The sequence below is a fragment of the Neobacillus sp. Fa239 genome (assembly GCF_055395235.1).
The window spans coordinates 2,761,877-2,781,295 of record NZ_AP041611.1 but is presented as its reverse complement, the minus strand read 5'-3'; the positions used below and the strand labels follow the sequence as shown (position 1 = coordinate 2,781,295).

General features: G+C 40.5%; 17 protein-coding genes and 3 pseudogenes. 5 read left to right on the top strand and 15 right to left on the bottom strand.

Annotation, left to right across the window (positions count from 1 at the left end):
- Positions 1–7 precede the first annotated feature (7 nt).
- The 5 genes from purL to purK are packed head-to-tail and all read right to left on the bottom strand — an operon-like array spanning position 8 to position 5,093.
- Entirely contained in the window at positions 8–2,293 is a 2,286-nt protein-coding gene (gene purL, locus ACZ5XR_RS13390; RefSeq protein ID WP_464502112.1) for a phosphoribosylformylglycinamidine synthase subunit PurL, read from the bottom strand.
- On the bottom strand, positions 2,280–2,963 hold the full coding sequence (gene purQ, locus ACZ5XR_RS13385; protein ID WP_464502111.1) for a phosphoribosylformylglycinamidine synthase subunit PurQ: 684 nt from the start codon (positions 2,961–2,963) through the stop codon (positions 2,280–2,282). The genes purL and purQ overlap by 14 nt, the downstream gene beginning before the upstream one ends.
- A 20-nt stretch (positions 2,964–2,983) precedes the next feature.
- Positions 2,984–3,232 (bottom strand): phosphoribosylformylglycinamidine synthase subunit PurS, encoded by a 249-nt coding sequence (purS, locus tag ACZ5XR_RS13380; protein ID WP_464502110.1) that lies wholly within the window; start codon positions 3,230–3,232, stop codon positions 2,984–2,986.
- Entirely contained in the window at positions 3,225–3,944 is a 720-nt protein-coding gene (purC, locus tag ACZ5XR_RS13375; protein ID WP_464502109.1) for a phosphoribosylaminoimidazolesuccinocarboxamide synthase, read from the bottom strand. The genes purS and purC overlap by 8 nt, the downstream gene beginning before the upstream one ends.
- A 21-nt stretch (positions 3,945–3,965) precedes the next feature.
- The gene (gene purK, locus ACZ5XR_RS13370; protein ID WP_464502108.1) at positions 3,966–5,093 is read right to left on the bottom strand and encodes a 5-(carboxyamino)imidazole ribonucleotide synthase; all 1,128 of its coding nucleotides are present in this window, start codon (positions 5,091–5,093) and stop codon (positions 3,966–3,968) included.
- A 155-nt stretch (positions 5,094–5,248) separates the two neighbouring features.
- Here purK and purF point away from each other — a divergent pair, with 155 nt between their 5' ends.
- Complete coding sequence (gene purF / locus ACZ5XR_RS13365) at positions 5,249–6,643, top strand: amidophosphoribosyltransferase (RefSeq protein ID WP_464502307.1); 1,395 nt, start codon at positions 5,249–5,251, stop codon at positions 6,641–6,643.
- Between the two features lie 171 nt (positions 6,644–6,814).
- Here the strand turns inward: purF and purB are convergent.
- A pseudogene (gene purB, locus ACZ5XR_RS13360) lies at positions 6,815–8,112 on the bottom strand (adenylosuccinate lyase).
- Between the two features lie 106 nt (positions 8,113–8,218).
- The gene (gene purE, locus ACZ5XR_RS13355; RefSeq protein ID WP_464502107.1) at positions 8,219–8,707 is read right to left on the bottom strand and encodes a 5-(carboxyamino)imidazole ribonucleotide mutase; all 489 of its coding nucleotides are present in this window, start codon (positions 8,705–8,707) and stop codon (positions 8,219–8,221) included.
- A gap of 430 nt (positions 8,708–9,137) precedes the next feature.
- On the opposite strand from purE, the gene ACZ5XR_RS13350 reads away from it, so the two are divergent.
- Both ACZ5XR_RS13350 and ACZ5XR_RS13345 read left to right on the top strand, forming a co-directional pair.
- Complete coding sequence (locus ACZ5XR_RS13350) at positions 9,138–9,281, top strand: hypothetical protein (RefSeq protein ID WP_464502106.1); 144 nt, start codon at positions 9,138–9,140, stop codon at positions 9,279–9,281.
- Between the two features lie 322 nt (positions 9,282–9,603).
- Positions 9,604–9,984 carry a YkvA family protein gene (locus tag ACZ5XR_RS13345; RefSeq protein ID WP_464502105.1) on the top strand — a complete coding sequence of 127 codons (381 nt, stop codon included), beginning with the start codon at positions 9,604–9,606 and terminating at the stop codon, positions 9,982–9,984.
- Positions 9,985–10,037: 53 nt separating this feature from the next.
- On the opposite strand, the gene ACZ5XR_RS13340 is transcribed toward ACZ5XR_RS13345, so the two are convergent.
- The 4 genes and pseudogenes from ACZ5XR_RS13340 to ACZ5XR_RS13325 form a co-directional block, all read right to left on the bottom strand.
- Entirely contained in the window at positions 10,038–10,508 is a 471-nt protein-coding gene (locus ACZ5XR_RS13340; protein WP_464502104.1) for a hypothetical protein, read from the bottom strand.
- A 122-nt stretch (positions 10,509–10,630) separates the two neighbouring features.
- A complete protein-coding gene (locus ACZ5XR_RS13335; protein WP_464502103.1) occupies positions 10,631–12,559 on the bottom strand; it encodes an outer membrane protein assembly factor BamB family protein in 1,929 nt (642 codons plus the stop codon).
- Positions 12,560–13,098: 539 nt separating this feature from the next.
- Positions 13,099–13,311 (bottom strand): annotated as a pseudogene (locus ACZ5XR_RS13330) (aldo/keto reductase); the annotation flags it as partial.
- A gap of 250 nt (positions 13,312–13,561) precedes the next feature.
- A complete protein-coding gene (locus ACZ5XR_RS13325) occupies positions 13,562–13,741 on the bottom strand; it encodes a Fur-regulated basic protein FbpA (RefSeq protein ID WP_464502102.1) in 180 nt (59 codons plus the stop codon).
- 303 nt (positions 13,742–14,044) lie between these two features.
- Between ACZ5XR_RS13325 and ACZ5XR_RS13320 the strand changes: the two genes are divergently transcribed.
- Positions 14,045–14,464, top strand: coding sequence for a hypothetical protein (locus ACZ5XR_RS13320; protein WP_464502101.1), 420 nt, complete (start codon positions 14,045–14,047; stop codon positions 14,462–14,464).
- Positions 14,465–14,553: 89 nt separating this feature from the next.
- Here the strand turns inward: ACZ5XR_RS13320 and ACZ5XR_RS13315 are convergent, their stop codons facing one another.
- The 3 genes from ACZ5XR_RS13315 to ACZ5XR_RS13305 are packed head-to-tail and all read right to left on the bottom strand — an operon-like array spanning position 14,554 to position 17,197.
- Positions 14,554–14,976 carry a hypothetical protein gene (locus ACZ5XR_RS13315; RefSeq protein WP_464502100.1) on the bottom strand — a complete coding sequence of 141 codons (423 nt, stop codon included), beginning with the start codon at positions 14,974–14,976 and terminating at the stop codon, positions 14,554–14,556.
- 26 nt (positions 14,977–15,002) lie between these two features.
- A complete protein-coding gene (locus tag ACZ5XR_RS13310) occupies positions 15,003–16,268 on the bottom strand; it encodes a DnaB-like helicase C-terminal domain-containing protein (protein WP_464502099.1) in 1,266 nt (421 codons plus the stop codon).
- A complete protein-coding gene (locus tag ACZ5XR_RS13305) occupies positions 16,265–17,197 on the bottom strand; it encodes a DnaD domain protein (protein WP_464502098.1) in 933 nt (310 codons plus the stop codon). Before ACZ5XR_RS13305 ends, ACZ5XR_RS13310 begins: the two co-directional genes overlap by 4 nt.
- A gap of 793 nt (positions 17,198–17,990) precedes the next feature.
- Between ACZ5XR_RS13305 and ACZ5XR_RS13300 the strand changes: the two genes are divergently transcribed.
- Entirely contained in the window at positions 17,991–18,602 is a 612-nt protein-coding gene (locus ACZ5XR_RS13300; protein ID WP_464502306.1) for a LysE family translocator, read from the top strand.
- Positions 18,603–18,906: 304 nt separating this feature from the next.
- Here the strand turns inward: ACZ5XR_RS13300 and ACZ5XR_RS13295 are convergent.
- Positions 18,907–19,322 (bottom strand): annotated as a pseudogene (locus ACZ5XR_RS13295) (GNAT family N-acetyltransferase); the annotation flags it as partial.
- Positions 19,323–19,419 lie beyond the last annotated feature (97 nt).

Genomic DNA, 19,419 nt, shown 5'->3' with positions numbered 1-19,419 from the left:
CACTCCTTTACGGTAAACTTGCTGATATTTCTTGCATATTGACGTTCTTCAAAGCTCCGGCCATAATCTCCGGAATGGCCTTCCGCCAAAACCTTTCTAAGTCGTATATCGACTGTGAGATTACTCTTGTACCATTATGATGAATGGTTAAATCTGTTCCTTTTACTATCCCGATTTCTCTTATTGGAACATTCATTTCTTTGGCTATCTCACTTATTTTTCCAGCGTGTTCAGGTGAAATAGAAAGAACAATGCGAGATTGGGATTCACTGAACAAGCTAAAATCCGTTCGATGTTCATCTGTTACTTGAATTTCTGCTCCCAGATTCCCGCAGATACAGCTTTCGGCAATAGCCACAGCGAGCCCCCCTTCTGCTGTGTCATGTGCAGATTGTACAAACCCTTCTTGAATCACTCTAAGTGTAAAAGCCTGAACCTTCTTCTCCAATTCAAGATTGATTTCCGGTGGACGGCCTTCCGTCTTCCCTGTCCTTAATTTTTGATACTCAGAACCTCCTATTTCAGCTTTTGTTTCACCTATTAAGAAAATCGAATCCCCCTCTTTTTTAAATTCTTGAGTGGTGATATGATCGACATCTTTAATTAGCCCGACCATTCCAATCGTTGGCGTTGGAAAAATCGCTTCCCCTTTTGTTTCATTATAAAGGCTTACATTCCCTCCAATGACCGGGGTATTCAGCTGTCTGCACGCTTCGCTGATTCCGTCTGCGGCCTTTTCAAATTGCCAGAAGATTTCCGGTTTCTCCGGGCTGCCAAAGTTTAAATTGTCGGTAATCGCCAAAGGCTCTGCCCCTGAACAAACCACATTTCTTGCTGCTTCGGCGACCGCGATGGCTCCTCCTGCATACGGATCGAGATAGACATACCTCCCGTTACAATCTGTCGTCATCGCCAATGCCTTCCGGGTCCCGCGGATGGCGACAACGGCAGCATCAGACCCCGGTATAACGGCGGTATTGGTTCTGACCATATAGTCATACTGCTGATAGATCCATTCCTTGCTCGCGATTGTAGGGGATGCCAAAAGCTGCCGGAGAACAAAATTATAATCATTTGGTTCTTCAATTGCCGCTACATGGTCCACCGAAGAAAATTTTTCATAATAGGCCGCTTCTTTTGATGGCTTACAATAGACCGGTGCATCCTCCGCCAGTTTGTCTGCGGGAATATCCACCACGACTTCACCCATGTGAAGCAAGCGGAGCATGTTATCATTTGTCACTTTTCCTATGACAGCAGAATGAAGACCCCATTTATCAAAAATCTTTTCTACTTCCTTCTCTTTTCCCTTCTTCGCCACAACCAGCATCCGTTCTTGCGATTCCGAAAGCATCATTTCATATGCACTCATGCCCTTTTCACGCTGCGGAACAAGGTCGAGATTCAACTCAATCCCATTTCCTGCTTTACTGGCCATTTCCGAGCTTGAGCTTGTCAAGCCTGCCGCGCCCATATCCTGTATGCCAACCACATGACCTGATGCAATGAGTTCTAACGTTGCCTCGAGCAGCAATTTTTCCATAAATGGATCGCCCACTTGGACCGCTGGTCGTTTAGCTTCTGAATTCTCACTTAATTCTTCTGAGGCAAATGTTGCCCCGTGGATACCATCTCTTCCTGTAGCAGCTCCGACATAAATGACAGGATTATCGATACCCTTCGCCAAGCCTTTTTGAATTTCATCATGATTGATTAAACCCACACACATGGCATTAACGAGCGGATTTCCTTCATAGGAGGCATCAAAATAAACCTCTCCCCCAACAGTAGGAATTCCCATGCAATTACCATATCCGGCGATTCCTGCGACCACATTTTCAAATAGATATTTGGTTTTCGGATTATCTAGTTCCCCAAAACGCAATGAATTTAGTAGAGCAATGGGGCGGGCACCCATAGAGAAAACATCACGAATAATTCCTCCAACACCAGTCGCCGCTCCTTGATAAGGCTCGATGGCAGATGGATGATTGTGGCTTTCGATTTTAAAAACGACTGCTTGATTGTCCCCTATATCCACAATACCGGCTCCTTCTCCGGGGCCTTGCAGAACATGAGGGCCTGTGGTGGGAAATCTCTTTAATACCACCTTGGAATTTTTATAGCTGCAATGCTCGGACCACATCACACTAAAGATGCCAGTTTCCGTATAATTTGGTTTTCGGCCAAGGATTTGCACTACTTTTTCAAATTCCTCTTCGGTCAATCCCATTTCCCGATAAATTCTTTGTTCTGAAATTTGCTCAGGAGTCGGCTCTCTATGCTGTTCCATTTTGTTTCCTCCAATAACTTAAAATAGATGAAAACATCCGTTTGCCATCATCTGTTCCAAGCCATTTGTGGACGGCGCGCTCAGGATGGGGCATTAATCCTAAAACATTTCCTCTTTCATTGATCACTCCGGCAATTTCAGCAATCGAACCATTTGGATTGGTACCCTCATATCTAAAAACAATCTGATTATTTTTTTCCAGCCGGTTCAATGTTTCTTCATCACAATAATAGTTCCCGTCTCCATGGGCGATTGGGATACGGATTTTTTCGCCTTCCCGATACTCTAATGTAAAAGGGGTTTGGTTGTTTTCCACTTTTAAACTGATTGTTTCACAATGGAACTTTAACCGCTGATTTCTTCGCAGCGCCCCTGGAAGTAAGCCTGCTTCCGTTAGAATTTGAAATCCGTTGCATACGCCCAAAACTAACTTGCCCTCCTCCGCTGCCATTTTCACTTCCTCCATGACAGGAGAAAGACTGGCCACAGCCCCCGGACGCAAATAATCGCCGTAAGAAAAACCGCCCGGCACTAGGATGGCATCGTATTTTGAAAGGTCTGATTCCAAATGCCACACGTATTCAACAGATTGTTCAATCGTATCTAAAACAGCCTTATACATATCAACATCACAGTTCGAACCAGGAAATACCAGAACAGCAAAATTCAACTTTTAGCACTCCCTTCTCGTCATACTTTTGCTACCTCAAATCGATAATCTTCAATTACCGTGTTTGCCAGCAGTTTCTCGCACATGTCCTTGACTCGTTGTTCAGCCATCTGTTGGTCCTCATTATTGATTTCCAGTTCCATATACTTGCCTATCCGAACATCCCCCACTTCCCCATAACCAAGGGAATGCAGAGATTGTTGAACTGCATTCCCTTGTGGATCCAACACACTTTCCCGTAATGTTACATACACCGTTGCCTTATACACCTAAACTGCCTCCAATTCTTTGTAAAATTTCTTGATAGGCTTCTTCGACATGTCCCATGTCTCTTCGGAAGCGGTCTTTATCCAGCTTCTCTTTCGTATTTGCATCCCAAAATCGGCAGGTATCCGGTGAGATTTCATCAGCTAAAATGATTTTTCCTGTTGAAGTCCTGCCAAATTCCAGTTTAAAATCAACCAAAATGATTTCTTTATTTACTAGAAAAGCTTTTAGGATTTCATTGATTTGGAGTGCCTGATTACGAATTTCCGTTAATTCCGATCCTGAAGCAAGGCCTAGAACAGAAACATGGTCATTGTTAATAAAAGGGTCGTTCAGCTCATCATTTTTATAGTAGAATTCCACTATGGCTTTCGGAAGTTCATTTCCCTCCTCCCATCCCAATCGTTTAGCAAGCGAACCTGCCGCAATGTTACGGACGACAACTTCAATCGGAATAATCACGACTTTTTGAACCAGCTGCTCTCTGGCTGAAATTTTTTCGATAAAATGATTTTCCATTCCTTTCTCCGTAAGCAAGCCAAGGAAAATGGAACTGATTTCGTTATTCATTGTTCCTTTTCCCTCTATTGTTCCTTTTTTCTCCCCATTAAAGGCCGTGGCATCATCTTTATACTCAATCCAGTATTTTTCCGGATCGGATGTTTTGAATACTTTTTTAGCTTTACCTTCGTAAAGCTGTTCTAATTTTTCCACTTTTTTCTCTCCTTTCCAATTTCAATTCCAAATCTGAAGATCTTGGATTTGTTTAACTAAATCATCGATTGTGGAACCTAAAAAATTAATATGGCCCATTTTCCTATTTTCTTTTGCCTCTTTTTTTCCATACAAATGCAATTTGGTTGTTGGAGGAAGCTTTTCGATTTTATCTACCACTTTGCTTAAATGCTGGCCTAAAATATTAACCATTATAATCGGGCTTAAAAGGGATGTATCCCCAAGCGGCAATCCGCAAATGGCCCGAATATGCTGCTCAAATTGGGAAGTGATGCAGGCATCCATGGAGTAATGTCCGGAATTATGGGGTCTCGGTGCCAATTCATTGACCAGAATTTCTCCCTCTTCCGTAAGAAACATCTCAATGGCAATCAAGCCTACGACTTGTAAAGATTCTGCTATTTTTATCGCAAGGGCTTCCGCTTCACGCTTTTGCTCTGCCGTTATCCTCGCCGGGACAATCGACTGGTGAAGAATATTATTGATATGAATATTTTCTGCAGGAGGGAATGTTTTTGCCTCCCCTTGTATATTTCTTGCTACGATTACGGACATTTCCTTGCTAAAGGGAATAAATTTTTCAATGATCATGTCCTTGTCTGCTTTTTTCCAGGTCTCTACTGCACTTGAAATTTCATCATGACTTCTTATCACCCATTGGCCTTTTCCGTCATAGCCGCCTTCTGCCGTTTTCATGACAAATGGAAAGCCGAATCGTTGGGCAGCAGTGCCTATATCATTTTCTGTTTCGATGACCAGAAATGGAGCCACAGGCAGCCCATGGGACTGCAACGTAGACTTTTCACGGACTCGGTTTTGGGTGGTTTTTAGAAGTTCACTTCCTTGCGGCACAAACGCTGTATCTTGCAAAACCGCTGCTACATGCGCATCGACATTCTCAAACTCATATGTAATGACATCGGATGAATTGGCCAATTCCTTTGCAGCATCGAGGTCTGAGTAGGAAGCGATAATTTGGCGGTCGGCGGCTTGTCCGCATGGTGAATCAGTTGTCGGATCCAAAGTAATGAACCGATACCCCATATTTCTTCCGGCAATCGCAATCATTCTTCCTAGCTGCCCACCTCCCAGGATACCAATGGTCGAACCGGGTTTAATAACTTTCATGTAGCCCTCCTCCTTAGAGAAACTCTTCAATTATGTTAACCTCTGTTCTACCTTTTTACTTTTTAAAATTCCAAAACCTTCGTAATTTTTTCAGATTAGAAAATTTAATAGGATAGGAATTTAACTATCGCCCAAAAATAAAAGATGAAAAATGACTGGGAGATGGAAAAATGGATTCTGAAATGAGAGAAAAATGTGGGGTCTTTGGCATATTCAACCACCCGAAAGCAGCAGATTTAACTTATTATGGGCTTCATGCCCTCCAGCACCGTGGACAGGAAAGTGCTGGAATCGTAGTCAGCGATGGAAAGTCGTTTCGACATCACCGGGGAATGGGGTTAGTAAACCAAGTTTTTTCCCGGAATACTCTCGATGGACTGATTGGCCATATGGCGATTGGCCATGTTCGTTATTCCACTTCCGGTGCAAGCCTGCTACAGAATGCCCAACCACTTGTTTTTAAGTACAGCGAAGGTGATTTAGCTGTCGCCCATAATGGGAACCTTGTGAACGCAAGGATTGAGCAAAAAGTACTTCAGCAGCAGGGGGCTATCTTTCAAACAACCACCGATACGGAAATCATTGCCCACTTAATCGCTAGATCCAGCAAAAAATACTTTTCCGAAGCGGGTCCCGAGGTTCTTAAACGGCTTGATGGCCCCTTTGCCGTTCTAATCATGACCCAAAAGCAAATGTTAGTCGGATTGGACCGTAATGGTTTACGTCCGCTCAGCCTTGGCAAAATTGGCGAATCGATTGTCGCCTCCTCGGAAACTTGTGCTTTAAATGCTGTCAATGCCAAGTTCTGGAGAGATGTTGAGCCTGGTGAGTGGCTTCTGGTTGATGAAAATGGTGTTAAAACGGGAAGGTTTGCTGAAATGGGCGAGGTTTCGCTTTGTTCTTTTGAATTTGTATATTTCGCCCGTCCTGATAGTGTGATCCAAGGGAGAAGCGTTTTAGCCTTACGCAAAGAATTAGGGCAAATTCTTGCCGAAGAACATCCGATTGATGCGGATGTGGTGGTAGCCGTCCCTGAATCAAGTGTTCCTGCTGCTCTCGGGTACTCCCAGCAATCGGGAATTCCTTATGAAATGGGGATTATCAAAAATCCTTATGCCGGAAGATCCTTTATTGAACCAACCCAAGAATTGCGGGATTTAGCTGTTCGCCTCAAATTAAGTGCTGTGCAAGAAGTGCTCGAGGGAAAAAGGGTGGTTTTGGTTGATGATTCAATTGTCCGCGGAACAACAAGCCGGCGCATTGTTGATTTGATCAGACAGGCAGGTGCTAAAGAGGTGCACGTTAGAATTAGTTCTCCAATGGTTAAAAATCCTTGCTTTTATGGCATTGATATGCCTACAAAAGACGAGCTGTTCGCCAACAAGCATGAACATGAACGGGCAATGGGGCAGGTAATTGGGGCGGATTCATTAGCCTTTTTAAGTATTGATGGATTATTAAAAGCAGTGGATGTAAATCTTGCGGATACTAGCAATCGTTGTATTGCCTGTTTCAGTGGGGCATATCCAACCAAATTGTACTTAAAATGAACCATCTACGAAAATTAGAAAGAAGGACAATCAAACCTGTTGTCCCGTAAATGTTAAAAATAATGATGATACCGTACACGGCATTCAATTTTTTGCCAAAAGCACACAAAATATGTGTGCTTTTTGACATAGTTTATAATGACCACTGGCTAAAATCAAAATAATTTCTCCTTACCCCTTCAAACCTAACCGCTCAAAAATCATATCTACATGTTTGAGATGGTAGTTATAATCAAAACAATCGGCGATTTCTTTCGGTGTAAGCAATGATGTGATTTTATCCTCAGCCTCAATCAAACTGCGGAATGGTACCTGTTTTTCCCAAGCCTCCATCGCCTTTGGCTGCACTGTATCATACGCTTCTTCGCGTGACAGCCCCTTATCAATCAGGGCAAGAAGAACGCGCTGCGAATAAATCAAACCAAGCGTGCGGTCCATGTTACGCTTCATGTTTTCCGGATACACCGTCAAGTTTTTAATAATGTTGCCAAAGCGGTTAAGCATGTAGTTTAGGGCAATCGTAGCATCCGGCAGGATAACCCGCTCAGCAGATGAATGTGAGATATCTCGCTCATGCCAAAGCGGCACATTTTCATAAGCAGTCAGCATGTAGCCGCTAACACTCGGGCCATTCCTGTCATGTTCTCTGATCCAATCGGGTTTCGTTTATGCGGCATGGCGGAAGAGCCCTTTTGCCCTTTTGCAAAAAATTCCTCCACTTCGCGTGTTTCACTTTTTTGCAGACCGCGAACCTCAACGGCAAATTTTTCGATCGAAGTCGCAATCAAAGCAAGAGTAGCCATATAATGAGCATGGCGGTCACGCTGCAATGTTTGGGTGGAAATCGGCGCCCGCTCAAGTCCAAGCTTTTCACAGACATACTGCTCCACAAACGGGTCTATATTGGCATAGGTGCCGACAGCACCGGATATTTTCCCAACCCGGACGCCATCCGCTGCCTGTTTGAACTGCTCCAGGTTCCGTTTCATTTCCTCATGCCAAAGGGCTAGTTTCAGCCCGAAGGTTGTCGGCTCGGCATGAACACCGTGTGTGCGACCCATCATCACCGTAGATTTATGTTCCATCGCTTTATTTTTCAAAATCTCAATGAAGTTTTCGATGTCTTTCAGCAAAATGGCATTTGCCTGCACTAATACATAAGACAGAGCGGTATCAACAACATCTGTTGACGTCAAGCCGTAATGGACCCATTTGCGCTCTTCTCCCAACGTTTCGGAAACAGCACGGGTAAAGGCGACAACATCATGTCTCGTTTCTTCTTCAATCTCTTTAATCCGGTGAATATTAAAGGAGGCATTTTCCCGCAGCTTTTTGACATCCTCCTTCGGGATTTCCCCTAATTCCGCCCATGCTTCACAGGCAAGGATTTCAACCTCCAGCCAAGCATTAAAGCGATTCTGCTCGGTCCAGATGGAACCCATTTCCGGCCTAGTATAGCGATCAATCATATTTTTATCCTCCGATCTTTTCCATCACTGTTGTCATCCAAATTGGTCCTGAATTTCCGTTTTCTCCGTAATGCGGTTCTGTGTTATGGTTTGGAGCATAATCTTGTTATTCAAGCTCTTCACTACTTTCAAGGACTTCTGTTCTAATGGCCTCACGTCTTTTTTCTAGCTTTTTTGCAAGTTCCATATCTTCAACTGCTAAAATTTGCGCTGCCATAAGCCCAGCATTTGTGGCTCCAGCATTCCCAATCGCAACCGTTGCTACAGGTACCCCGCCTGGCATTTGGACAATGGATAACAAGGAGTCCAATCCATTTAACGCCCTTGATTGAACAGGAACGCCAATCACCGGCAGAGTGGTCTTCGCCGCGACCATTCCTGGAAGGTGTGCTGCGCCGCCTGCACCCGCAATTATTACTTTTATACCTCTATCTCTTGCATCTTCTGCGTATTTAAACATCAAATCTGGTGTACGGTGGGCAGAAACAACTTTCTTTTCATAAGCAATTTCGAGCTGATCCAAAATTTCGCAAGTGTGCTTCATCGTTTCCCAATCGGATTTGCTCCCCATGATGACACCGACCAAAATCTTCATCCTTATCCCCCTTTGTGAAATACAGTATTCTCTGCTAACTTCATTTCTCTTGGATAGTGTGCACATGCTCTAGGATAAAGTGTCTTTACTCTCAAATTTAAATCTCAACTCAAGATTGATTGGAAGTCATGCCATCAGCCATCATTAAATGATCAAGTTTCATTGGTCCTGGCTTAGGATGAACGCTAACGGCGTGCCTAATACATAAATAAATCCAATTACATCCTTATTGTTTTTCATCAATCACCCTTATAATCCCACATTAAGTTTTGTATAACTCCTAAAAACATGTAAAAAAATACGAAGAAAAGAAGAATGGAGTGTTAACATTGTCTTTTTGTAGCTATGAAGAAGGAAAGTTTGAAATTGATTACAATATTAATTATCGTGAGTCCATACCAGACGTTGATCAATTTTAAATGGAGATTATTTGACCGATGATGCCTTTACGGTTTTTTACGATGAAAAAACAGGGGAAGTTATTCCTGTGGAATATCTGAACCGTCATAGTGGATTTACGGAAGATGGTAGAACCTTAATGGTCATTGATGGAATGGTGTATAGTAGGCGATAAATCCCGATACTGGAGGTTTAAGATGCGTTCAAGAGAAATTACTCTTGAAATTTCTCGAATTTAACCAATTTTAACCAATTTGTTAACTTTAAAAAAATATGAGAAAAAAGTGTAAATAAAAAGTAAATAGTCGGCGGCAAAGTGTAAAGAAAGACGCAAATTATGGTGGGATGGAGTTCAAAAGTGGAAATGTAGTCCAGAGAATATAAATTTCGAAAAAAACCTTTAGAAAAACAAATCGCGGATTAAAATCGTGATGTTGAAGCAAAATAATCTAAAAGTTGATAGACTGCTTGATTAAAAAGTGAGGGAAGGAAACGACATGATTAAGCTACCAAACAAATGGAAGGAATTCATACAAAATCTAAAACAATATATCTATATTTTGTATCTTGCATACCGTCATCCGAAAACACCATGGTATGCTAAAGCATTATCACTCGTAATCGTCGCCTATGCATTAAGCCCGATCGATTTTATTCCAGATGTGATTCCCGTATTGGGTTATTTGGACGAAGTCATTTTGCTTCCCTTGGGTATTTGGGGAGCGTTCTCTTTAATACCGAATCATGTATTGCAAGAATGTCGGGTATCAGCAAGCCAAGCCCCTAAAAGGCTGCGGAAAAATTGGACAGCGGCGATTATCATCCTGCTCATTTGGATTAGTCTCGCGACATCGATTCTTTTCAAATGGGTTATTTGAAAAGAATCGAATAAACAAAACCTGAGTCCAAATGTTGTTGGACTCAGGTTTTTTTAATTTTCAGCGTTATTAAGGATAAATCTAATTGTCCATTGGCCCTTTTGATTCAATATCCCATGTGTAATAAAGGTTATATTAGGACTTTCGGGTCTGTAATGATTTAGTTGTGCTTCTATCGTTCCTTTATACTCGTTTTTGCTTACTTCCTTATACGAATCGGAATTCTCACGAACTAACGTATGTCCAATCCAAATATGCGGACTTTCCATTAGGCTCGTGGCATGAGGATTAACTTGAATATTCGAATTGGAATGGATCGTATAATGCAGCCTAATGTTTTGACCGTGGTTTACGATGGAATATCCATTGATCGTTAGCTTGATACCGTTATCTTCGATTGAACCTAAGCCCTGATTTGTTTGGGATTCAGCACTGACCAAAGTAAGGGAAGCAAAGAAAAAGAGCAAGCAACTGAATAAGGCGACACCGATGAATCGCATGGTATAGTTTGACAAAATCCTCATTTTACCACCATCCTTATTTTTCATTTATATGTCTTAAAACAATCTGAGTCCGAATGACAAAATCGGACTCGGATTGCTTAGAGAATACGGGCCTCTGTTGCGGAAACATCCTCACGAACATTTTATTTCTTTTTGGATAACCATTCCGCTAGTGCTTCTGCATCTGCACCTTTTACTAGGCCGGCTGGCATACGATCGCCGCCGTTTAAGATTTGATTCAATATTTCTGCTTTGGACATCGTTTTACCTATATGTTGAAGATTTGGAGCCGTTGCACCTTGAAGATTATCCCCGTGACAAGAAACACAACTTCCTTTGTATATCTTTTGCGGGTCAACAACCACGTCGGCTTGCCCTTGTAAGTTAGCATTTTCATTAGGGGCTGCGATCTTTTCCTTACCGCCGAGTCCATAAACTACAACCCTTGTTCCCCCTGTAATCACCGCGACAAATTGTTTGCCGTCAACCATATAAATGGAAGGAGCCATTTTGATTTGTTTTCCTCCGCTTTTCATGCTCCATAATACTTTTCCATTTCTAATATCAAGAGCATTCACCGTTCCGTCCGCTTCCCCGTAAAAAGCAAGTCCTGAAGCAGTACTTGTCAATCCACCATACATTGGATCGTCGGTGTTGAATTGATAAACTTTTTTCCCTGTATTAACGTCAATAGCTGTAATGTTACCAGAAGGATGTATATTTGCTGGTAAAGGAAGTATCTTCGTACCAGGAAAGGTATTGTTATCTTTCGCAATCTCATTACGGTCTTTTGCTGCTAACATTAAATTCGGACTATTAATACCCGGAATAAGTACATAGTTGGTTTCCGGATCATAAGTCTCTGGGGCATAGCTTTCTCCACCTGGTGTACCCGGCCATTGAAGCTTAACTTTATTCTTATCCTTCGGTGGTATTGAATGTTGAATTTTTACAAACGGTACCCCATCATAAATGGTTTTTCCAGTTTTTGCATCCCATGCATACCATTTCCCATTCTTTCCACCCTCAACTACAATTTTCTGCTTTTTCCCGCCGACCTCGGTATGGAGAACCATCGGTGTAGCGGCAGCGTCATAATCCCAAACATCGTGATTAACTTCTGAAGATGCCCACTTCAATTTCCCCGTTTTACTATCCAAAGCAACAATGGAATCGGTATAGGGATTTTTCCCTTTTCGATCATCATCGTTAAAGTCAGGAGCTGGATTACCCACTGCAAAATACATCATATCCGTATCTGGATCGAACGACATCGGTGTCCATACCGAGCCTCCACCTGTATATTTACCCTTCACCCAGCCCTTTCCTCTTTCAGGAATGGTCCAAAACGGTTCTTTCCAAAGTGGCTCGAGGCTATCTGCATTAAACGCCATGACGAAGCCTCGTGTACCATTATCTCCACCACTGCTTCCAACGTAAATGTTACCATCATAATACATTGGAGCCGAAGATTCATAGTATCGGTTTTCTAATTTTATGGAAGGAACATAATCCCAAAAGTTGACCATTTTTATCAGTTTTCCCGTTTTCGCGTCAAGTTTGGCCAATCGGTCGTCTATCATTAAGACATATACATTTCCATTGGCCACAGCGACACCTCTACTTGCTACGTTGGACTGCCATGGCAGACTATTAAGATGATCAAGTACATCCTTAGGGGGTGTCCAATCCCAAAGTTTCTTCCCGCTATCGGCTTTGATGGCAAACACATGATTTTTTGAACTAGTCACATATAAGACCCCGTTTTGCACGACAGGGAAATCTTCTTGTAAATTTGGAACATCTTTATTCCATTCCATGATATCCTGCTGCCAAACAATCCCCAAATTCTTTACATTGCTTTTTGTAATCTCTTTATAGGGCACATGTCGGGTATGTTGAAGGTCATAACCCCAATTTGGGAATCCTGTTTCCTTTACTTGATTTGCCTGGTTGGATTTCTTTGTTTTTACCTCGTTATTTGCAGTGTTCTGTTTATTATTGGTTTGACAGCCAACCATAACCATACTTGCCAACAAAACAGAACCTGTTGCCTTTAAAAAACGACTCACGAAAATACCCTCCTTACACTGTGAAAAATCAATATGAAGTGAATTCTGATGGTGAACTGTACCACTTTGTGCTTTATTCCCTCCTGAAGACAATTTATTTAAATAAGAACAATGGTATAATTACCTAAAATACCTAAATTATACAGACTGTGAACACTCCACCCTTGCCTTTTTTTTGATTTGAGAGAGAGATGTTTTTTACATCGTCTGCCTCAGATCGATGATTAAACCCTTAAAGATCAACCGTTTCTAAATTAAATTTTTATAATGCTGTGATGTGTGGACAAAAGCATTTTTTAAGCATAAAAAAGCCCCCTGTCAAAATGGAGGCCGCCGAACAACTGACGTTATTTCTTCTTCATTAGCCAGTCCCATAAAAAAAGACGACTCTTGTTCAAATTTTTGAATGTGGAGTCGTCTTTTTTCAATTTCACCATAGGGCAGACTCATTTGCATAATAAAAAAGTGCCTGTCACCGCCCTGTTCCTGTCGAATGAGATTCGACAGGAACAGGGCGGTGACAGGCACCATAATAAAATTTAATACAATGGAATACCCTTCTCTAAATATTCAATTTGTTCTTCTGTGAATTGGACATTTTCCGCTAGTAAGCAATTATTCAATTGTGCATTCGTATAGCATCCGACAATCGGAATTGTCGAAAATGGTTGCGATAATAGATAGCCCAACACTACTTGGGTCACGGTAAGCGAATGTTCTTTAGCTAGCTGTTGTACTCTTTTTAACCTATTTTCGTTTTCCGAGGAATCATTTTATGGCGGTTATCCCTTACTTTCATCCATTTTCCAATTGTTTTCTCACTTATACTAGGTTCGATTGGAAATTTATATATTTCTTTCTTGATTTTACAATGAATTTCTGACTTCAACAATTTAGAATATAAAGGCTAAATTGTTTGCTCTTACATTTGCATTTTCCTCATTCCATACAAATGTTCTAAAAATATAGATTGATATAGTTTTCCAAAATAAGTGGTTCATTTTAATCTTTTCCGTTTAGATTAGGATCAAGACGATTCATAAATTCATACTCCTTTTCAAGATCGCTCAAAGTTAATTCATAAAGATGTTTGTTATTTTTTTTATAAATGCCGACTTTGATGAGTTTATTTATTAAAGTTTGCCTTTTTAACTGGACTGCATTTCGAAGCACGGTTCCCATTTTCAACACCTCTATCCAAAATTTCTTTAAGCTTTTTCATTATAAAAAAACTCGTTTTGAATGTGTGTCGATATTTCTCGAATTTACCCAATTTTAACCAATTTGTTAACTTATAAAAATATGAGATAAAATTGTAAATAAAAAGTAAATAGTCGGCGGCAACGTGTAAAGAAAGACGTAAATGATGGTGGGATGGATCAAGTGAAAATGACGCTTAACTGGACATGCATAGGCCAATCCATGAATAGATGAAGGGGTTTTTGCAAAGTCTTCTAGTAATGAGTTCTATTTTCGGAGGAAAAGATGTTTTCATTACGTGGCGATGCTCATAAAATCTATTTAAAATTAAAAAAGGCGTCAAGGAATGAGCAATCGTTTCATTCTGTAAAAGCATTGAAAGAAATGGAAGAAATTCTAAAATTTTATCATTCCATTGATAGTGACACACTTAAAAAAATCTATCTTTGCATGATTAAAGAAAACAATGGATCAGGAATTATACCACTGCTCGTATCCTCAGGTCCATGGCTCTTACTCTTATTTTCTAAACAATTACAGGATTTTCTTTTCAAAGATGGAAGCTGGCTTTGGGTGTTTTTTGTTTTCATTTATATAACCATACTGACCGCAAGTGTAATCCTTCACTTTCACGAAAAATCTTGGGCTTCCGTACATATCGAAATCATTCAGGAAATTTTACAGGAAAGAAAAGATTCAACTTAGGACCAATGATATTTTTCCATCTCTTGTTTGAATGGCTATTTGTTTAAATAAAAAGGGAAACCAGTAATCCATTGGTTTCCCTTTAAGGTTCATCTTCTCATAAACCATCCCGCTATCGCCGGGAAGCTCTCGAATTCCTTCTTCATATCACGAAATGAAATCGTACCATTTCCTCTAGTAAGCTCCCAATCTAGCGGATATTCGTGGCAGTTCAATGGGGGCTTATGAAATGTATGGGTATAGAATTGGATGGCCGCTTCCTGACTGCTGGCATAGATAAAGACAAAAGCCTTTTGATTCACCTTTAAGGAGTAGATGCCTACCTTATGAATACCTAATGGATTGTTTTTAATCATTTCCGCTACTTTCTGATGATTGGCTTGGTCTAAGTCTATATTGGCTGCGTCGTCCTCTAATGAAATTTTCTTCTCCGCTAATAAATGATGGATGTAATGGGCCAAAGTGGATTCTTCAAAAAGGAAACAATCCTCGTACAGATCTTTCACAAGCATGTGCTAACACCTCGTTATTCGTTTCTTTATTCATCCGTACAAGGACTTTGTCCGTTTCGCTCTTCTATTCTTCCAGTATGCGCGTTGTAATTTACCTGGAGGAATCCGACAGAACCATTCCGGTTTTTCGAGACTATGATTTCAAGAGAATCATCATCGGAGCTCTTGTTATAATACCGATCACGATACAAGAACAAAATGACATCGGCATCCTGTTCCACACTGCCCGATTCTCGAATATCCGCCATCATCGGCCGTTTATCGGCTCTTGATTCCACCGATCGATTCAGTTGCGCCAAACAAATGATGGGACAATCAAAATCCTTCGCCATCGATTTCAGGGATTTGGATATTTCCGTCACTTGTTGATGAGAATTCCCGCCATAATTCTGACTGGAATGAATTAAGGTTAAGTAATCAATAAAAATAATCGGTTTCTTGTAAGGAAATTGATGCATCATCTTCCTTGTTTTCGCTCTCATTTCGGCAATCGTTTGCCCGGCTCCATCAAAAATTTGCATATGGGTTTCCGTCAGATCCCCAATCACATCCGACCATTTATTCTTTTGATTCTGATTTAGCATACTTTTCGGATTCCGCATTCTGGAGCGGTTAAAGTCCCCAGTCGAAGCGATTAATCGGGACGAAATCAGCTTTTCAGGCATTTCCAAGGAAAATACGAGGGGCAGAAACCCTGCCCAACCGGTTATTTTGGCAAAATGAAGCATCACATCGGTTTTACCCATTGATGGTCTTGCTGCCAGGATCGTCACTTCCCCGCCATGAAAGCCTCCCGTCATATTATCGAGCTTTTGGAACCCGGTTGGCGCACTATTCGAGGCTGCTGGATCCTCCCATGGTGCCTCATAGATATTGGCCATTGCCTGTTCAATGGAGGTGTGATCCTCCATCTTCACTTGGTTTATGTGATCCAATTCGGCAATGACTTTCGTAATCCCACAATCATTCATGGCAGCTAACGTCAAGATATTTCTCTTTTTCCGCTCCTTCCACAGTTCAAGGATAAGCTTTTCTGTCCTATCAAATTTCTCCACATCTGCATACGATAATAGCTCCGAAAGGTAAGACATTCCTCCGAAGGATTCAAGGTCGGGTAAGGTGGTCAAGCTGATCAAATCAATATTCTTGCCCGCACGCTTGAACTCCACCATTCTTCGCATTAATTCTTGATGCCGGGTCCCTTCAAGCTGTTCAGGCTGTACCACGGTATCCTTCAGTAAATAATCCTCTTTCATCAACGTTCCTAAGAACGTTTTTTCAGCGATACTCATTCCTTTTCACCTGCCGTTAGATCGAGTATAAATTCAGTTCGGATCTCTCTTCCAGCAGGAGGCGTATCGGTAAATGGCCTTGACTTATGGACAGGCTTATGGAAATCACCATATGTATCAATTTCTTCTACGGAAAGTAAAGATTGATTTTCCCAGTTTTTTAGAATCCCCACTAAATAGTGAAGCGTCCGCTTGTTATTGGCACATGCGATCTTCATGGCCTTTAAAATCACTTCTTTCGGCTGTAAAAAGGACGAATCATCTAACCAGGATAACAGCTGCTGTTTCGCATTCACGTTCGTAAAACCAAATCCATTGGCGTCCCAAAACTCCATAATTTCTTTCACATCATCTGTAAAATGACTTACTATGTCAGGATTGAAAGCATTTTGTTCTTTTTGCTCAAGGTTAGTTTGAGGCTGTAGGGGCAGATCGTTCAGTTCGTCTGATTCCATAAAATAGGGATCATTTTCCTCTTCCTCTTCCTCACCGAGAATCATCTCTTCTTGTTGATAAAAAGATTCATAAAGGCTGCGAATGTCCTGTTTGAGAATGGAATCCCCGACGTAACGGATCAGCGAGAGATCCTCGACCTCTATTAATTCGGAAGAAATACAATCGATAACCGGTTTCCCGCCTTTAAGCAGGTTATCTTTCCCCCAGTTCTTAATCGCCAGTTCTCTTGTTTCAGGATTGTAACGAATCAATTTGTGATGTTGGATGAAGCGTTCCATGATGGATTGAACACTCTCAATTGAATAACCTAAATCAAAAGCCATTTGTTTTTTCGTTATTTTATAGATGCCAATTTGTGTCGTTTGCGGGTTTGTAAGCAAATATAGGTAAAAGTATTTGTCCTCTGGGCTCATTTCCTCCATCACAATCGGATTCTTCCAAAATTCAGTCCGCACCATTCGATATTTTGCCACGATCAACCACTGTCCTTTCTTCTGCTAAAAATTTCTTCATTATTGATATAGAGATAAATGGCGTAAAAGGACGGTATGGTTTTTATAAAAATGTGAAGGTTTTATGACTGGTGATAATCCTTGGTAATTTATCTCCAAAAAAAAACACTCACGCATGCTGAGTTAACAACATGATGTGAGTGTATGATCGTATATGGATTATTCTCTATATTTGGATAGAAAGCTTGTTGTTGTTGTTGTTGTTGTTGTTGTTGTTTTTCTTTTTGTTTTTCTTTTTGCCCACGTATCGTATGCGGCAGTTGCAAGAAGAAAGGAATCACCTAAAATTACTACATAATCTAATGAATTCATGCCAAAAATATTTGATTTCGTTTTTAATAGTAAACATTACTGGAATCCACCTACCTATAGTTACGGCCTGTTAAAGTGGCCATGATTTGGTTTTTTTATTTTGTTGCACGATGTTGTTGTTTTTGTGAATTATTTCACAATGGTAATTATAACAGGTATTTATATTTGTAACGAGGAACCTTGTCACAAGTTTGTGAATGAAGAATATGGTAATGATGTCCGTTGGGCAACCACATACACCAAACAATAGATTGAAAGAATTTAGTTAAAAATAATCGATTCAACTCCTTATTGAATACCCTCCAGTTCGTCCAACAAGGAATTAATCGAAAAAATTTAAGATTCAAACAAATTCAGAACTGCTATATAATTATTGTAAGAATTCTTACAATATAATGATTGGAACGGAGATGTTAATTTGGTTAACTTTTATGCGTTTGTCATGTTATGTGTTTTTTTAATTATTTTACCGGGGCCCGATACGGCTATTGTGACAAAAAATACGATCTCGGTTGGGAAATTTGGAGGTCTTAAAACAGCTTTTGGGACTTGTTGTGCCCTTTGTATCCATACTTCTGCTGCAGCATTAGGACTTTCAGCAATCATTATGAAATCAGCCTTATTGTTTTCTACTTTCAAATACGTGGGTGCTGTTTACTTACTTTATTTGGGTGTTAAAGCTTTATGGTCTTTAAAGAAGAGGGATGAAATAGCAGCAAGTGTTGAGGTGAACACAAAAAAACAGCTTAAAAGCACATCTTGTTTTAAACAAGGATTCCTTACCAATTTACTCAATCCCAAAGTTGCTGTCTTTTTCTTAACCTTTTTGCCTCAGTTCGTGGAACCTGGGAATCATACATTTTATCCGTTTTTAGTAATGGGGATCACGTATATTGTCATGACGGCTGTTTGGTTTTTACTTTATGTTTCCTTAATTAACCGTATTAGTGCTTTCATGAAAAGACCAAAAACGAAAAAGATGATGGAAGGAATCACAGGTACTATACTAATAGGTTTTGGAATAAAACTTGCACTAGAAAAAGTTCATAACTAATTTATAACTATCAAGAGATGAGGAAACCACTATCGGGGTCAGTTTTGAGGTAGGAAACATCAAATAACAAGCTAAAAGGGATATTAATTCGCGTATGAATTGGTATCCCTTTTAGCTTGTTTACTTTTTTGGTTATCTGCTATTTTTTAAGACTTTGATAATTTCTCACTTCTTCAGGGTCTTTTTGTTAGACAAAAGATCAAATGATCTTTAGGATCTCAAACATGTAGATGATCTGCACGGTATCCACGCAGCCACAACACGCCTTTAATTGTCTAAGATAAAAACCCTTCGAAAATCATGGTTATCTGTAAGTATCTCTGATGCTATTGTGATGGAGCCGAATGGTACTTGAAAAATTTTTATTACTATAGGTTTCTCCATAGAAGTGTGCATCCTTATAAGTGTGAACCATATCACCATAGCTTCAAAAATCATTTCTTCAGACTCATTGTACGGTGCCCACTAGAGAATTTCCATAGGATTCACCTCATTTGTCGCCAACGAACGTCTTCTATATCCAATAGAATGGGCGTGCTCGAACCCTTCCCTTTTATCATAATGCAGCCTTTTTTCGGTATCACTGTCTTTATAGTTCACTGGTTACACTTAAAGGATTATTGGTTTTCCTTTACGTTTCATTTTTTCCATCAGTTTATGACCAAGCCCCTGTCCACGGGCATTTTTCGAAACGAAAAGGTAATCAATAAAGACAATATCCGAATCACCAAACTGGCTTGTATATAAATGGATTTATTGGAAATTGCTGCATACTTTTTGTTGCTTATTAAAACAATATTAAGTGAACTCGCCATTT

Bases quoted from the DNA above. Each gene is read 5' to 3' on its own strand.
- purL (WP_464502112.1), bottom strand. From the start codon at position 2,293: ATGGAACAGCATAGAGAGCCGACTCCTGAGCAAATTTCAGAACAAAGA.
- purK (WP_464502108.1), bottom strand. From the start codon at position 5,093: ATGAAAGTTATTAAACCCGGTTCGACCATTGGTATCCTGGGAGGTGGG.
- purE (WP_464502107.1), bottom strand. From the start codon at position 8,707: ATGAAGATTTTGGTCGGTGTCATCATGGGGAGCAAATCCGATTGGGAA.
- ACZ5XR_RS13345 (WP_464502105.1), top strand. From the start codon at position 9,604: ATGATTAAGCTACCAAACAAATGGAAGGAATTCATACAAAATCTAAAA.
- ACZ5XR_RS13340 (WP_464502104.1), bottom strand. From the start codon at position 10,508: ATGAGGATTTTGTCAAACTATACCATGCGATTCATCGGTGTCGCCTTA.
- ACZ5XR_RS13325 (WP_464502102.1), bottom strand. From the start codon at position 13,741: ATGGGAACCGTGCTTCGAAATGCAGTCCAGTTAAAAAGGCAAACTTTA.
- ACZ5XR_RS13320 (WP_464502101.1), top strand. From the start codon at position 14,045: ATGTTTTCATTACGTGGCGATGCTCATAAAATCTATTTAAAATTAAAA.
- ACZ5XR_RS13315 (WP_464502100.1), bottom strand. From the start codon at position 14,976: ATGCTTGTGAAAGATCTGTACGAGGATTGTTTCCTTTTTGAAGAATCC.
- ACZ5XR_RS13310 (WP_464502099.1), bottom strand. From the start codon at position 16,268: ATGAGTATCGCTGAAAAAACGTTCTTAGGAACGTTGATGAAAGAGGAT.
- ACZ5XR_RS13300 (WP_464502306.1), top strand. From the start codon at position 17,991: ATGTTATGTGTTTTTTTAATTATTTTACCGGGGCCCGATACGGCTATT.